The organism is Anabaenopsis elenkinii CCIBt3563 (assembly GCF_015245355.1).
GTDB classification, from domain to species: Bacteria; Cyanobacteriota; Cyanobacteriia; order Cyanobacteriales; family Nostocaceae; genus Anabaenopsis; species Anabaenopsis elenkinii.
In genome coordinates this window covers 3,177,171-3,193,281 of sequence record NZ_CP063311.1, presented here as the reverse complement: position 1 = coordinate 3,193,281, position 16,111 = coordinate 3,177,171, and the positions used below count along the sequence as shown (strand labels likewise).

The following is a 16,111-nucleotide window of genomic DNA, read 5'->3' as shown; positions in this document are numbered from 1 at the left end:
TGTACGGGTGATTCATAAATTACCCCTACTTTCGTTCTGTTTTGCGTAAGTCCTGATGTATTTAAACTTTTGCTAATTGTCTTTGTAAAACAATGCCTCTTGCACCTTGCATAAGAGAATATATTTTTCCTTGGTCATCGTGTACGATTACATTTGCAACCACTGCGGATTCTGTTTTTGACTTGACTTCACAAGAGATGTAGAATTTTTCACCAAATGGGAGGTTTACGAACTGTTCAAAATAATGAATTTCTGCTGGTAAACAACCTACTTGGTGAAAATGGTGTGACCAAATCCACAGGGGGTGAATTTGAACATCAACAATATAAGGGTTGAATGTTTGAACGGGAAACTGGCCTTGTTTTGTTGCTTCTAGGGGAGCTAATAGGCAATCCATAGTAATTTTCTCATGGCTAATATTTAAAACACTTTGTACGCCCTGGAAAGCAGAACCATGGAATAAACTTGATGACCCATTTTGATAAAATCCGCTGTTGAAATCTGGTGTTTTTACCTCCTGATTAAACATTTCATAAGTTGGAGGTACTGGGATTTGCCTTTGTAATTTGATGTTGACGCTGAAATGATAACGGACTTTGCCGGAATTGTGACTCCAGATTTTAGCCTGAAATTCGATTCTGTCACCATCAGATTTAGTGATTTCTACTAAATCTAAAGCATATTCATGGGGTTGATTATCTTCAAAGATAATCCCCTTCAAAACCTTAAAGCTGTCGGCAGAAAAGAATTTGTACCCGGGATAAAGTTGTTCACAGGTATTAGCAATCCAGGAAAGGGCACAAGTAGCGGGTAGAACAGGTTTACCTGCAATTACGTGGTCTAATAAAAATGGGTTGGCTGTTAATGTTAAGCGCCGTTGGATACGAAAAGTCTTTAAGTCTGGGTTTAAAGTTTTTGGGATGTAGATAAGAGGACTACCAATTAGTAGTTGTGTAGTATCTTGATTTACCTGATCTAGTTGTTCAACTAATATACGCGTCCCAACTTCTACGGGAATCGTCTCGATGTTGCGTTCCGCAAAAGCTTTTTTTAATTGAGGAGATACCATACCACTTTCCCAAGGACCCCAGTTAATCGCGACTACATGACAATTGGGATAATTATGTTTGAACAGATGGGCTGATTTGTTGAGAATTTCATTAGCGATCGCATAATCTGACTGTCCCACATTGCCATAAAAGCCGACTACAGAGGAAAACAACACTAAATATTGCAGTTGATTGGCGTGGGTACAGCGCAACAGGTTTTCTAGCCCTTTCACCTTAGCAGCGTAAACCGTTTCAAAATCTTGAACTGTTTTTTTCTCAATCCGCTTATCAGCTAAATTACCAGCACCATGAATAATACCCGTAACTGCACCCAAACGCTCAACAGCAGCATTCACCTGCTCAGAAAGGGCGATCGCATCAGTGACATCCACACTCAAATATTCAGCCTGTCCACCGGCCTGCTTAATAGCTTGTAAAGTGGCAGCTATTTCCCGACTAGATATAATATTCTGAAATTTCTTCTGCACCATTCCAGGTGTAGGTTTATCTCCTTGGGCGACAAAATCCTCCATAATCCGCTGTTTCAATTCCGCTTCCTTCACATAACCTTCAGCCCATACAGGTTCAGGTTCAGCAGCAGAACGCCCCAGGAGAATAAATTTGCATTGATAACGCTGTGCTAGTGAGATCACACATTTAGCGGTTATTCCCTTTGCACCACCACTCACTAGAAATACTTGGGATTGAGGATTGGGGATTGGAGAATCAAAAATCCCATCTAATTCTGGTTCACAGACTAAGGTTTTACGTCCTTGTGGAGAATATCCCACTTCTACAACCAATCGGTTATGGTCGTGAAGTTCAGCGAGGATATGCTCTACCGAGGTTTGAGCATCTAAATCAGCACTGATGTCTAAAGCTCGGCAAAATACACCTTCCCATTCTTGGTTTAGGGTTTTGGTCAGTCCAAACAATCCACTACTAATAGCACCAAAGTTAGTTTTGTATCCCAGTCCCAATTCCCCATCCAGACGAGCCACAGTCAAGAAACAACCGCGCCCTTGCTCTGCGGCTTGATTCAAGGATTCTTTCAGGTATTTAGCGATGAGAAAAACGTGACGCAGCAAAGATTTTTCTGTTTCCAGGTAGCGGACATGATTACTTGTATCTTCACGACTTGGGGGATTGAGATGAATAAATGCAGCTACTTGACCATATTCCGAAGCGATGGCGGCTAACTGTTGTTGTAAATGTTGCTCACTCAAATCTGACAGCACGACGCGATTGATACCTGAAGGTAAAGGCGATTGTTTACCAATTAGGGTTTGAGGAAAACTCAAAACTACCGTTTTCCAGCCGCGCTTGGTCAAAGCCTCAGCTAATTTTGTAGTGGTCGGGGAACCATCATCAGTGAGCAAAGCGATATGTTGTGCTGGTAAGGTGAAATCTAAAATATCTGGTTGAGGCAGAAATTTGAGTTGAACAGGACTGCGGCGAATTAGGGAGTGAGGATGTGGAGAACAAGAGTCTTGAGCTTGTTGTGTCTGGAGTTCCTCCATCTGACTTTCCTGTACCTGTGTGGCTAACATTTGGGCGGTCTTTTCTATGTACTCAACTATTTCTTGGAGGGTACGCAGTGGGGCCACTTCTTCTGGATGGGGCTGGGGTATATCGGGGTATAGCTCTAATAATGCTCCCAGAATCTCTACCCGTTTGATGGAATCAATTCCCAAATCTGCTTCAATATCCATAGACATCTCTAACATTTCACTAGGGTAGCCTGTTTTATCACTCACGATGGTGAGGAGTATTTGGCTGAGATTCTCTGGAATTGGGGATAATGCCGGAGATGTCTCTTCCTTTAGCTTTTCTGCTTCTAATACCTCATTGATAGTTTTAGGGACTGGTGCTGAAGTTTTGAACTGTTCAACTTCTTGCTGTTCTAAATTGATGTTACCGGGAACTATAGTTGCGATATACTCAGCTATTTCCGCGAGGGTGCGTAGCTGTGCTAGTTCCTCTGGATTGGGCTGGGGTAAATCAGGGTATAGCTCTAATAATGCTCCCAGAATCTCTACCCGTTTGATGGAATCAATTCCCAAATCTGCTTCAATATCCATAGACATCTCTAGCATTTCACTGGGGTAGCCCGTTTTATCACTGACAATGGCCAGCAGGGTGGGCTGCAGGGTCTGTGCATCAATCTCTAGCTGTGGTGTAGCTACTATAGTTGCAGTAGGATGTGGGCGGGGGGCTGCTGGGTTACCGTTACCGTTAGTGATAACTGGCTCTGATTTCTTAGCCACAGCCGATAGGGTTGTGACTGGAATAGGCTTTTCTTCTGGGTACACCCGAGTATTCAAACTGTTTTGAGTGCTATGATCGCAGATCGGTACTTGATGTTGCTGGACTAATTGGAAAAAATTCTGAGTATATTCTTGCTGATAGTTCAGATATTGCTCATGAATGCGGAGACTGTCGGCTTGATGATCGTGAAACCGCATCATGCTACGTTCTGAACTGGAGATGGCCAGTTGCTGGGTTTCTGGTTGTTGTTCAATGAATTTACCATTTCCCCAGAGCATATGCTGTTGTTGCATCAACCCGAAAAAGGTTTTGGTATATTCTGTTTGATGCTTTAAAGACTGTTCATGAACCTCCAAGATGTGACGTTGATGGCGATTTAATTGGATGAGGGTGTACTCTAAGTTGTCTATAGCTCTTTGGTAATCTGCAAATGTTTCTAAATTACTGGGTGTTGAGTTTTGATCCTGTGGGTGTGATTGGCAGTTTTTCATAGATTTGGCAATACCATTAACTGCTACGTTGTTTGTAGATGTGGTTTTCTGACTTAAATTCCCAGAGGTGAAAAGTTTTTGTGTTTCTGGGTGATCGTTGGTAACTGGGGCTGAGTTACCATTGGTTATGGGTAATTTTGCTTGATGTCCATTCTGTAGTAGCCTGTCAAACGACTGTTTCTTTTTGTCGGACACATAGTTAGTGCTATTTAAGCGAACATTTAAGACTTTATTTTGAGGGGATGGGATTGGGCGCTCTATTTGGTACGGGTCTAGGTTGAGCAGAGGTAAACCAGCGACACGCAATTGCATAACTGCTTCTCGCAAAGTGCGATCACTATCTTTTTGGGGATTAGCATTTAATGATACAGCTATATGAGGGCGATCGCCAAGAATCTCTTTCACTAAATTAGTGAGGGTGTTCCGTGGACCAAATTCCACAAAACAATAACCGCCTTGATCATAAATGTTTGAAATCTCCTCTTGAAACAACACCTGACTCCCCAGATGTTCTTTGAGGATGTTCTGAATCACTTTCGGCTGATTGGGGTAAGGCTTCCCTGTCAAATTGCTGTAAACGGGGATTTGTGGTGACTGCAAACTCACTTTTTCAATAGCTTGAGCAAAAGGTTGGAGTGCATAATCCACAAGAGGTGTATGAAAAGCTGCCGAAACTTTCAGCAATACTGTATGAAACCCTTGGGTGTTAAGAGTCTCTTCAACTTTAGCAATTTCAGCTTTTGTCCCTGCTAGCACCATCTGTTGATGGGAATTCAAGTTAGCAATATAAACTTGAGAGAAATTTTGGATCAGTTTTTTCACCTGACTCACATCCCCTTTTACAGCCAGCATTGTGCCAGTATCAGAGTTAGAGTCTTTGGGTGTAGCCATAGCTTGACCCCGAGCTTTGACTAAGAAACAATAATCTGACTCCCTGAGAACTCCCGCAGCCCATAGAGCAGAAAGCTCTCCGAAGCTATGTCCAGCAACTATATCTGGTTTAAAGCCCGCTTGTTGTAATATCTTGTATAGACCTGTACTAAAGGCCCCAATCGCCGGCTGTGCGTATTGTGTCAGCTGTAAGGCTGACATCTGGGCTGATTTTTGCTCGGGGCGAAATACAGGCGCTGGGAATACAACCTCTGAGACGGGTTGTAAACCCTCTTGGCATAACAGCCTGTCCATCTGAGCATAAGTCTGTCGTAAGCAAGGAAAGTTAATTGCCAGTTCCCGACCCATTTCTAAGTATTGTGAGCCTTGACCGGAAAAAAGCGCTACAATTTTTTGATCTTTGCTGATACCTGTTTTGCGATAGTAAATTCCTTGGGGATATTCCCAGGATTCTGCTAGGGAATTCTTTTTGAGCTGGTCAATGGTTTTCTGCAACAACTCACGAGCTTGAGTCACAGAATCGACAACAAACCCCACTCTGGCATCTGTGATTGCTATTTCTAAAGTTTTAGTATTCGCAATCAATTCTTGATAATACTGTTCTCCCCCATGGGATTGTAGTTGATGTTGGATTTCTTGACAGCGCGATAACAGCTGTGTTGGTGTTTCCCCTGATATCAGTATTGAATCGGAGCCATGATGTATGCGATAAGGGTGGTTATGTTCATTTTTGTATTCTTCTAAAACCACGTGATAGTTAGTCCCACCAAAGCCAAAAGCACTAACTCCCGCCCTTCTTGGTTGGTCATTGCTGGTTATCCAAGGTCTGGTTTGTGTATTTAAATAAAACGGAGAATCTTCAATATTCAGTTTAGGGTTGGGTTGAGTAATGTTAATTGTGGGTGGCAATACTTTATGATGGACAGCCAAGGCTGTTTTAATCAGACTTGCCACACCTGCGGCTGCCTTTGTATGTCCAATCTGTGATTTGACGCTTCCTAAGGCAATATACTGTTTTTTGGGGTTATTTTCCCCAAAAACTGCTTTGATAGCAGAAAATTCTGTGGGATCTCCGGCTAGAGTCCCAGTACCATGGGCTTCAATTAAACCCACAGTTACAGGGGAACAGTCTGCATCTTCATAAGCACGCTGTATGGCTTTAATTTGACCCTCTGGACGAGGTGCATAGATGCTTTTATATCGACCATCGCTGGAACTGCCAATACCTTTAATGACTGCATAGATGCGGTCATTGTCTGCCTCGGCATCTTGTAGGCGTTTAAGTACCAACATCCCCACACCTTCACCCAGCATCATACCATCAGAGTTGATATCGAATGGTTTGACATTCTCGCTGGGGGAAACAGCCGGAGTTTTGCTGAAACACATATAAGCCATAATTGAGTTATCTGTGTCCACTCCACCAGTCAGCATCATGTCGGCTCGATGCTCAACTAGTTCACTAATTGCCATTTTGACTGCACCCAAGGAACTAGCACAGGCAGCATCAACTACACAGTTCATTCCCCCCAAATCTAGGCGGTTGGCAATTCTACCGGTAATGACATTGGCTAGCATTCCTGGAAAGGCGTTCTCATTCCATTCCACATATGCGCTTTTAATTTTCTCAACTATGCTTTGGCTATCTTGATCAGATAACCCACTACTCTTGAGAACTTTTTCCCAAATGGGATACTGCATTCTGCAACTAAGTGGTAATGCTAATTGTCTACCCAGGGCTACACCTAACACTACACCGGTGCGATCGCGAAGTCTATCGTAGATATGACGATTTCCAGATTCACCATAGCCAGCATCTTCTATGGCAGATTTGGCCACCAGCAACCCTAACAACTGGGAAATATCTGTGACTTCTAAGATGTTGGGTGGTAGCCCAAATTCCATAGGATTGAAATCAATTTCTGGGATAAATCCACCCCGTTTACAGTAGGTTTTGTCAGGTGTTCTGGGGTTAGGGTCATAATAATCATCTATGCTCCAGCGCGAAGGTGGAACATCAGTAATACAATCAACTTTGTGAATAATGTTTTGCCAATATTCCTCTAAGTTTTTGGCTTGGGGAAATATAGAAGCCATACCGATGATGGCAATTGGGGTGTGTTGCAGTTGTGTGTTTATTTCCCTAGTCTTGAGTGGTACATTTTTCACCATGATGTTCTTTTCCTGTATGAGCTGAAGCACAAAATTTTCACAATTGCTGATATCTTCTTGCAGGTGTTGTAATTGATCCTCAATTGTAGGAGCAGCCATGACTTGACGTTAACTATTTTGCTTGTCAAATGTAGATACGTTCAGAGTATGATTCTGTCAATCATAGAATTGGTAATAATCTATCTCCGACAATATTATTCTTCAACCATCAACAGCAGATATATGTAAATTGAAATACTTCGGACATTTGAATATATGAGTATCAGTCTGATGCACATCAATCAATTGGCTAATTGCTGCTATATTAGAATGCTTGATTCTTGATTACAACTTATATGAAACTCTATATTTAGAGCATAGATGCAATAGTAATTAACCATGACTGTTGCAGGACGTCATTTATTAGTCATATGGTTATAATTGCCCAGAATCAACTTATTGAAGAATTATTTTGTGAATCCTCATGATTACTTTGTTTTCTTTTCATTGCCTGTTTCTGATTAGCAACCAATAATTTCTGCTCTAGCTCACTAATACTCATACCAAGCTCCGAAGCGGTTTTATTTTTCCACTCTTCTAGTTCAAAATCATGCTGATTGAGCCATTCATGTACCGCTAGGCGTGCCATTTCAGCTTTGCGAAGAGTTTGGCGAGCTGCATGAAAAATTAGCCTCTGATTATCAAAACTTGGTAAGGAGAGCATGAATCGCTGTAATCTCATGTTGTCTATGCTCTTAGAAGGGCAGTAACTATGAACTCAATAATTATTTAATCTCTGATCTACTAGTATGTCATAGAGTAAACTTTTATTGGTATAAATTGCATATAAATTGCATAGATTATATTTTTTATAGTTCATGTTCTAAGTTGACTGTTGTATGTCAGTATAAATATATATATGAAAAATATTACTGTTTGAATATTTATTTTATCTAAGTATTTTTTACATCTGCCTAAAGATTGATTCAAGCTAAAAGGATTATTTTTGATATATTGTCATAAAGCTTACTATTCTAAGATAGACGTTAGTACTTGATGCGTGAATGACTACAAAATTAAGATATAAAGATCGTAAGAATCGCTATAATCAGAGATATATGGGACTTTTAATTTATTTGTACCACATTCACCTTGGCCAACATCCCTATGCCTCTCAAGCAGTATTATATCTACTTGAAAATTGCCATAAATATTGTATATTTGTCGTTTTTTGCTAAAATCATTATTTTTATCCTGCAGATTTATATTTATTTAATAACAAGTATACCTTCTAAGTAAAAAGATATTGCCCTAAATACTGAAGAATTATTTTTGACAGAATTAGTTTTTATTTATCAGGTTTTTTTTTGCATAAGCTTTATCCACACTAACTCAATGCCAAATTGCCACTTTTTTATTTTAAAATTTATTCTGTAATATGTTGCGTATGGGTTGCAATTGAGTATCTAGATGTTTATTCTAGGTGATATAAAAGGTAATCAAATCTGTTGAATTTCCAATTAGAGAAATACAGAGATATACAATTACTTCATGATCTCCTATCTCTATTCAGGGAAATTCACGTAGTAACACAATGCACTTGCATATAATTAAACCGTGCTGCATCAAGTATTCTACATCATTAGACGGACAAGAAACTATAAAGGATTGCTGGCATGAGACTATCTGAGTTAGATCCACTCATACCGCTAATTGAGTTAAGAGAAGAACTTCTAAAATTGCCAAAGGGTTACTCGTTTTATGAACAAGAAATAATAGATTTCTTATCTAGACGAAGATGGCCCGAAAGTAACCGTCGTATTGATCGGACGACTTTTTGGCGATGGAGAACTGATAATAAGATTCAGCATCAAAAACTATTCAGTCGATTAGATGTTTTGAAACTCTGCAAAATTTGCGACCATTACCGGATAGATGGAACACGGCGTGAATACTTAGCAATTTTGAAAAACCAACAAGAAGCAGTGATTAACAAGTAACAATTTCCGAAGTAGCAAATAGCTTTACTAAAGGCTGATGCTGCTCATGTCTTCCATAGTTTTATCTTGATTATCCACCAGCTGAGAAGATATACGACCACTATCGTATATCTTCTCAGACAAAAGATATCAAGAACTTCTAGATGTCTCTACCTGAGAAAAAAGTGATTATGGTACCCAAGCAAAAGGACTTATTTACAAAACCTATAAGTCAGTTGTCAATATTCTTGGCAATTTCTGTAGCTGTAGCTACGGGGACAATTTCTTTCTATAGCTTTTGGGAAAATCCTTCAACTTATAGATTGGAACCTGCGATTATACCCAGCAGTTCCCCTACTGTAACTGCTGTTGCTGCTTTAGGACGTTTAGAGCCTCAAGGCGAAGTTATTCGTTTATCTGCGCCTAATTCTCAAACTGGGGTGCGAGTAGCCAAACTCTTGGTTAATCAAGGAGATTGGGTGTCTCAAGGACAAGTGGTAGCAATTCTTGACAATTACCACCCTCGACTTGCAGCTTTAGAAAAGGCCCAAAAACAAGTTTTAGTTGCTCAAGCTGTTGTCCATCAGGTAAAAGCAGGAGCAAAAGCTGGAGATATCTCTGCACAAAAAGCCACAATTGCTCGTCTAGAAGCCCAGTTGAGGGGAGAAATTTCCGGACAAAAAGCCACAATTGCTCGTCTAGAAGCCCAGTTGCGTAATGCGGAAAGTGAAAATGAACGATATCAAAAGTTATATGAAGAGGGTGCAATATCAGCTTCCGACGCCCAGAGCAAGCAGTTACGAGTTGATGTTATGCGACAACAACTCAATGAAGCTGAAGCTACTTTTAATCGGACTGTAGAAACTTTGCAAAAACAGTTAAAGGAAGCTGAAGCTAGACTCGAAAGTATTACCGAAGTCCGTCCCACTGATATCCAAGCCGCACAAACTGATGTTGAGAGTGCGATCGCTTCAGTCAAACAAGCTCAAGCAGAATGGGATTTAACCTCAGTGCGATCGCCTATCGATGGCCAAGTGCTAAAAATTAACACTCGTCCTGGAGAAATTATTAGCAACACTGGAATAGCTGAGTTAGGGCGCACACAACAAATGTATGTAGTTGCAGAAGTCTATGAAACTGATATTCACAAAGTGCGCCTAGGTCAGTCCGCCACCATTACTAGTAATGCTTTTCCGGGAGAATTACGCGGAGAAGTCACAGATATTGGTTTACAAGTTACTAGACAAAATATTTTTGATCTCAATCCCCAAGTGAATACAGACAACAAAGTAGTTGATGTCAAAATCCGACTTGACTATATACCTGAGAACCAACAGGTTACAACCTTAACTGACTTACAAGTACAGGTAATCATTGACATATAAGTACAAATTTGTCTGTATAACTAAGTTGACATTAAAAATGTCGTTATGATAAGGGAACACCGCAAATGATCTTACACTTGAGGTTCTCTAGATGATTCTCAATATACCTCTAGCCTGGTTACAATTAGCTAGACAAAGAGTTCGTTTTATTGTCGCATTAGCGGGAATTGCTTTTGTATGTGTGCTGATGTTTCTGCAAATTGGTTTCCAAGATGCACTGTATGCAAGTGCTACACAACTACATAAAAATCTAGACGGAGACCTATTTTTAATTAGTGTTCAATATCAATCATTGACATCTAATCAAAGTTTTCCCCGCCAACGTTTATACCGGATTTTAGGTTTTGAAGGTATAGAATCTGTAACTCCTTTATATGTACAGTTTGCTAAAGTTAAAAATCCCGAAACTGGTCTAAAATACCCAATATATGTCCTGGGTTTTGAACCAGTAAAATCAATTTTCAATTTGCCCAATATTAAAGAAAATCTTCATTTACTAAAACTTCCTGATCAGGTGTTATTTGACGGAGCTTCTCGATCAGAATTTGGTCCTATTCCTCAAGAATTTGAGCGGAGAAAAACTGTAGAAATTGAAATATTTGGCTACGTTGACTTAGTTGGTTATAGAGTTAAAGTAGGAGGTTTATTTAATTTAGGACCCTCCTTTGGAGTGGATGGAAATTTAATAGTTAGCACCTCAACTTTTTTGCGGATATTTCAAGGACGTTCTGTACAAAATATAGATATAGGTATAATCAAAATCAAGTCTGATGCTAACCCTCAAGAAGTTTTAGCCAATTTACAAACCAAGTTACCTAAAGATGTAATAGTAATTGATAGGGATGATTTTATTAATTTAGAAAAAGACTATTGGAGTTTGAGAACACCTATTGGTTTTGTGTTCAACTTTATGGTAATTATGGGTTTTGTCGTTGGTGTAATTGTTGTCTATCAAATTCTCTATAGTAATATTTCTAATCACTTAGCTGAGTATGCCACACTCAAAGCTATGGGCTTTAAGAACACATACCTCTTGATTATGGTTTTCCAACAAGCTTTAATTTTAGCATCTTTGGGCTATATTCCAGGTTTTGCTATATCTGTAGGTTTATATGATTTAGCCAAGAATGCTACAAAGTTACCTGTAATGATGAATTTAGAAAGGTCAATCTTTGTGTTTATTTTAGCCATTTTCATGTGCTTATTATCTGGATTTTTATCTACAAGCAAGCTGCGAAATGTAGATCCAGCCGATATCTTTTAATTTCACTAATTTGGAGGTAAGACACAATCTAAGCCTATCTGTAAATAAAATACAGTCAAAATATTAACTGCCGATACAATAGGATGGTAGTCGATGGATAAATTGGGACTTCAGCCGATGAGAAAACACTATATTGTGCAAATCCAGAACCTTAACCAATACTTTTGTCAAAAATCTATAAAACATCAGATTTTGTTTGATATTAATTTGGCTATTCCACCTGGAGAAATTATAATTTTAACTGGTCCTTCAGGGTCAGGAAAAACGACATTACTAACTTTAATTGGTGGATTACGCTCTATTCAAAGTGGAAGTCTCAAATTCCTAGGAAAAGAACTTTATGGAGCTAACAATGAGGAATTAGTAAGAGTACGTCGTCATATTGGCTATATTTTTCAAGCGCACAACCTATTAGATTTTTTAACAGCTAGACAAAACGTTCAAATGACACTGGAGTTACACAAAAACATTTCCGAAACCGAAGCTCGTTGTCAATCAGAAGCTATGCTCCATGCTGTAAAATTGGCAGATAGAGTCAATTACTATCCATCAAATCTCTCGGGAGGCCAAAAACAACGGGTAGCGATCGCTCGGGCTTTAGTTGGTCATCCCAAATTAGTCTTAGCTGATGAACCGACCGCCGCCTTAGATAGTAAATCTGGGCGAGAAGTGGTCAACCTGATGCAAGAATTGGCTAGGAAACAGAACTGTGCCATTTTAATGGTCACTCACGACAACCGCATCTTAGATATAGCAGACAGGATCATTAATATGGAAGATGGTCGATTAATTAAAGAAGTCCTGTGTAATCCAACTCTTGTATAGGGGTTGGTACTCACTATGCCTAGAAGGCAGGGTATTCTTGAAGAGTCCACAAATAACCATTCAATGGTGCTATCAAAGACATCCTAGACACTCAAGCAACGGTAGTTGCTCTTACGCTTACTTTTGAATTTTTGTTTGCTTTGGTGATTCCATCACAACGCCATTTAGGTACGCTCAACATCCTGCCATTATTTGCCCTTTAACCATTCCAAACTAAGTTAGATATGTCCGTTGCCGGGATTTATCCGTACTAGGATGAATCATTACGCAGATGGTTGTTTTTACTGGGTAACTTTCAATAATACGACTTTAACTGAAATTGTGCAATAGCCTAACTGCGACTAAAGTCGCTTACCGACTTATCCCCATACCACCAAGTCATTGGCTCAGGTCTGGTTTTTTGGTCAAATAACAGTCGCCCACATTCCTATTCCTATGGAACAAATACACGTATTAATTTATCACAATTTTTGTGATAAATTTAATCATCAACATAATTAACAAAAATTGATAAAAATATTTATCAAATCATTAAGAGTTATTTAATTAACCCATAGGAACACGAGTGAAAACAGGGGCTAAATCCCAATCAGCAAATAGGTTTGAGCTATTCACCACCAGCACAACCACCCAAAATTCCTATTTCTCACTCAATCCAAAGTTTTGAGACAATCAGAAGCGATTTAATCATCATGCACTCATAATTATTGAAGTAGAAAAGGGAGAACACAGTCATGAAATTGGCTTACTGGATGTATGCAGGCCCTGCCCACATTGGTACTCTGCGGGTAGCTAGTTCATTTAAAAACGTTCATGCGATTATGCACGCCCCATTAGGCGATGATTATTTTAACGTCATGCGCTCCATGTTATCGCGGGAGAAAAACTTCACCCCGGTGACCACTAGTGTAGTTGACCGCAATGTTTTAGCAAGGGGTTCTCAAGAAAAGGTAGTAGATAACATCACCCGTAAAGATACCGAAGAACACCCGGATTTAATTGTGTTAACTCCCACCTGCACCTCTAGCATCCTACAAGAAGACCTGCACAATTTTGTCGAGCGGGCGCAGCTGGAGGCTAAAGGAGATGTCATGTTAGCGGATGTCAACCACTACCGTTTTAACGAACTACAAGCCGCCGATCGCACCCTGCACCAAATCGTGCAATACTACATTGAAAAAGCCAGGAAGCGGGGCGAATTACCCCAAGGGAAAACCACAAAACCGTCTGTTAACATCATTGGTAATTCTACTCTTGGTTTCCATAATAACCATGACTGTACGGAACTGAAGCGGTTAATGGCGGATTTGGGAATTGAAGTCAATACGATCATTCCCGAAGGTGCTACGGTTCATGACTTGAAAAAATTGCCCCAAGCCTGGTTTAACCTAATTCCTTATCGGGAACTGGGTTTAGCCACTGCTACTTACCTAGAAGACCAATTTGGAACCCCTTATGTAGACATCACCCCTATGGGGGTAGTGGAAACTGCTCGGTGTATCCGCAAGATTCAGCAGGTTATTAACGCCCAGGGTGCGGAGACAGACTACGAAGACTTTATCAATGAACAAACTCTCCATGTGTCTCAGGCGGCTTGGTTCTCCCGTTCTATCGACTGTCAAAATTTGACCGGTAAAAAAGCTGTAGTGTTTGGTGATAATACCCACGCAGCCGGAATCACGAAGATTTTAGCACGGGAAATGGGGATTCACGTTGTCTGGGCGGGAACCTACTGTAAATATGATGCTGACTGGTTCCGGGAACAGGTGAGTGAATATTGTGATGAAGTGTTGATTACTGACGACCACGGAGAAATTGGCGATGCGATCGCCCGTGTCGAACCCGCGGCCATTTTTGGGACTCAAATGGAACGCCACGTTGGTAAACGCTTAGATATTCCTTGTGGTGTCATTGCGTCACCCATACACGTACAGAACTTCCCTATCGGTTACAAACCATTTTTAGGTTACGAAGGTACAAATCAGATCACAGACTTGATTTATAACTCCTTTACCCTAGGAATGGAAGACCACCTATTAGAAATATTTGGGGGACACGACACCAAAGAAGTAATTACCAAAGGAATTTCTGCGGACTCCGACCTGAACTGGACTAAAGACGGTCAAGCAGAACTCAACAAAATTCCTGGATTTGTACGTGGTAAAGTCAAGCGCAACACCGAAAAATTCGCTCGTGAGCGCGGATTAAAACAGATAAACGCCGAAGTGCTGTACGCAGCTAAAGAAGCTGTAGGCGCTTAGTCAAAATGCCGTTAAACAGATCCCACAGCCATTAAAACATCTTCATCCGCCCTCTCCCCACCGGAGAGGGCGCCATAAAATAGCCAGTACTTAATCCCCATATCTCAAGCCAGGGATTGGCTTTGCACTGATATCTGACAAAATCAATCTCTGCGTAGCTTTGCGTACACCTTCGCGTACATTTGCGTTAAAAATTACCTCCTAGCCATGTACTTAAATTGAACAACACAGAATTTTCCATAGCTTACAGACCAGGAATTAGACGTTTCAAGGCCTGTCTCGTCACCTCACGGTAATGTACCTCACCAGACAAAAGCTGAACCATGGTTTTAGGACTGGATGGGTGCTTAACTCCCACCTTGTAAGCAATAGCAGGAAAACGATAGAATGCGCCGGCCAGTTTTTGCGCCCAAGCCATCTCACTACCCCATTGTTCATTCATAGCGGCGCTGTATTTTTCTAAAGCGTTGATATCATGAGAAAGTGCTTGATCAATTGACGCCGCGGCCAGTAAAGCGCTAAAAATAGAGGGGCGAATACCTTCGGCCGTCATAGGGTCAACTACACAAGCAGCTTCCCCAGCTAAAATTGCGTTTTGGGTATGCAGCTTTTGATCACCATTCCACAAACAAAGGGGATGACCATATTGCTGACCAGTCTTAATATCTAGATCAAAGGATTGGGCGTATTCGTCCAAAATTTTCTTAAAGTTTTGTCCTGGACTACCACCGATAAATGTTCCCACGCCAATTGAATAACCATCAGCTTTGGGGAAGTTCCAGATATAACCGTTTTTAATTAAACCAAACTCAAAGTGAGCAGTGGATTTATTGACTACATTAGCAGCAACTTCTGCTTCCAAAGCTGCGGCCAATGTACGTTTGCGGTCCTTGAAGCCTAACCATTTAGCCATGTTGCCCTTTGCACCATCAGCCGCAATTAAGTAACGGCCTGTAACCGGGCCTTTGGCTGTGTTAACTTGCCAATAGTCATTTTTAAATTCAATCCCTGTAACTTCAGTACTATCACTGATAGAACATCCTTGTTCTCGTGCTTTTTCTACCAAAAAATTATCAAAAATATCACGTCTTACCATCCAGATTGGTTCTTTTGTGACGACTTTTGCTTCTACAGGATCGCCCATTTTCCAAGTGAAGCGCAGAGAGTCTACTTTTACCGAAATTGCCGGGCTAAAGTCAAAGTCAAACCATTGGGCGATAGCTGGTGAAACACCACCACCACAGGGCTTATATCTAGGTAGCGATTCCTTTTCCAAAAGTAACACTGAGTGTCCTTTCTTGGCTAAATGATATGCTGCTGTGGCACCAGCCGGTCCAGCACCGACGATGATAGTGTCGTACATAATGGCTGAATTGTTACCCCCGAATTAGTAAATTGTGGATTTTATGTTTATTTATCTGTATTCAAGTGATATTTTCCCGATAGCTAGAGAAAACCCTGTCAACATCCTTACCTGGCATACATAAAGGCTGAAGAATATTTCTTCAGCCTTTAAATTTGATAATACTCTAGTCTAGGAGTAATTG

At 40.5% G+C, this 16,111-nt stretch carries 8 protein-coding genes; 5 read left to right on the top strand and 3 right to left on the bottom strand.

Annotated elements, in window-relative coordinates; all coding sequences use genetic code 11:
• Positions 1-61 precede the first annotated feature (61 nt).
• Together IM676_RS13945 and IM676_RS13940 are read right to left on the bottom strand one after the other, a co-directional pair.
• A complete protein-coding gene (locus IM676_RS13945) occupies positions 62-6,970 on the bottom strand; it encodes a type I polyketide synthase (protein WP_200987453.1) in 6,909 nt (2,302 codons plus the stop codon).
• 331 nt (positions 6,971-7,301) lie between these two features.
• The gene (locus IM676_RS13940; protein WP_200990215.1) at positions 7,302-7,574 is read right to left on the bottom strand and encodes a hypothetical protein; all 273 of its coding nucleotides are present in this window, start codon (positions 7,572-7,574) and stop codon (positions 7,302-7,304) included.
• Between the two features lie 952 nt (positions 7,575-8,526).
• Here IM676_RS13940 and IM676_RS19870 point away from each other — a divergent pair.
• From IM676_RS19870 to bchB, 5 genes are all read left to right on the top strand, one after another.
• Positions 8,527-8,850 carry a hypothetical protein gene (locus tag IM676_RS19870; RefSeq protein WP_225880369.1) on the top strand — a complete coding sequence of 108 codons (324 nt, stop codon included), beginning with the start codon at positions 8,527-8,529 and terminating at the stop codon, positions 8,848-8,850.
• Between the two features lie 170 nt (positions 8,851-9,020).
• Positions 9,021-10,214: an ABC exporter membrane fusion protein gene (locus IM676_RS13935; protein ID WP_200987452.1), complete on the top strand. Its 1,194-nt coding sequence runs from the start codon at positions 9,021-9,023 to the stop codon at positions 10,212-10,214.
• Positions 10,215-10,305: 91 nt separating this feature from the next.
• Positions 10,306-11,478, top strand: coding sequence for an ABC transporter permease DevC (gene devC / locus IM676_RS13930; protein ID WP_200987451.1), 1,173 nt, complete (start codon positions 10,306-10,308; stop codon positions 11,476-11,478).
• 93 nt (positions 11,479-11,571) lie between these two features.
• A complete protein-coding gene (locus tag IM676_RS13925; protein ID WP_225880368.1) occupies positions 11,572-12,303 on the top strand; it encodes a DevA family ABC transporter ATP-binding protein in 732 nt (243 codons plus the stop codon).
• 734 nt (positions 12,304-13,037) lie between these two features.
• Positions 13,038-14,564 (top strand): ferredoxin:protochlorophyllide reductase (ATP-dependent) subunit B, encoded by a 1,527-nt coding sequence (bchB, locus tag IM676_RS13920; protein WP_200987450.1) that lies wholly within the window; start codon positions 13,038-13,040, stop codon positions 14,562-14,564.
• A 244-nt stretch (positions 14,565-14,808) separates the two neighbouring features.
• On the opposite strand, the gene IM676_RS13915 is transcribed toward bchB, so the two are convergent.
• A complete protein-coding gene (locus IM676_RS13915) occupies positions 14,809-15,927 on the bottom strand; it encodes a geranylgeranyl reductase family protein (RefSeq protein WP_200987449.1) in 1,119 nt (372 codons plus the stop codon).
• Positions 15,928-16,111: the final 184 nt, after the last annotated feature.

Coding starts and splice junctions, on each gene's coding strand:
- IM676_RS13945 (WP_200987453.1), bottom strand. CDS start 6,970: ATGGCTGCTCCTACAATTGAGGATCAATTACAACACCTGCAAGAAGAT.
- IM676_RS13940 (WP_200990215.1), bottom strand. CDS start 7,574: ATGCTCTCCTTACCAAGTTTTGATAATCAGAGGCTAATTTTTCATGCA.
- IM676_RS19870 (WP_225880369.1), top strand. CDS start 8,527: ATGAGACTATCTGAGTTAGATCCACTCATACCGCTAATTGAGTTAAGA.
- IM676_RS13935 (WP_200987452.1), top strand. CDS start 9,021: ATGGTACCCAAGCAAAAGGACTTATTTACAAAACCTATAAGTCAGTTG.
- devC (WP_200987451.1), top strand. CDS start 10,306: ATGATTCTCAATATACCTCTAGCCTGGTTACAATTAGCTAGACAAAGA.
- IM676_RS13925 (WP_225880368.1), top strand. CDS start 11,572: ATGGATAAATTGGGACTTCAGCCGATGAGAAAACACTATATTGTGCAA.
- bchB (WP_200987450.1), top strand. CDS start 13,038: ATGAAATTGGCTTACTGGATGTATGCAGGCCCTGCCCACATTGGTACT.
- IM676_RS13915 (WP_200987449.1), bottom strand. CDS start 15,927: ATGTACGACACTATCATCGTCGGTGCTGGACCGGCTGGTGCCACAGCA.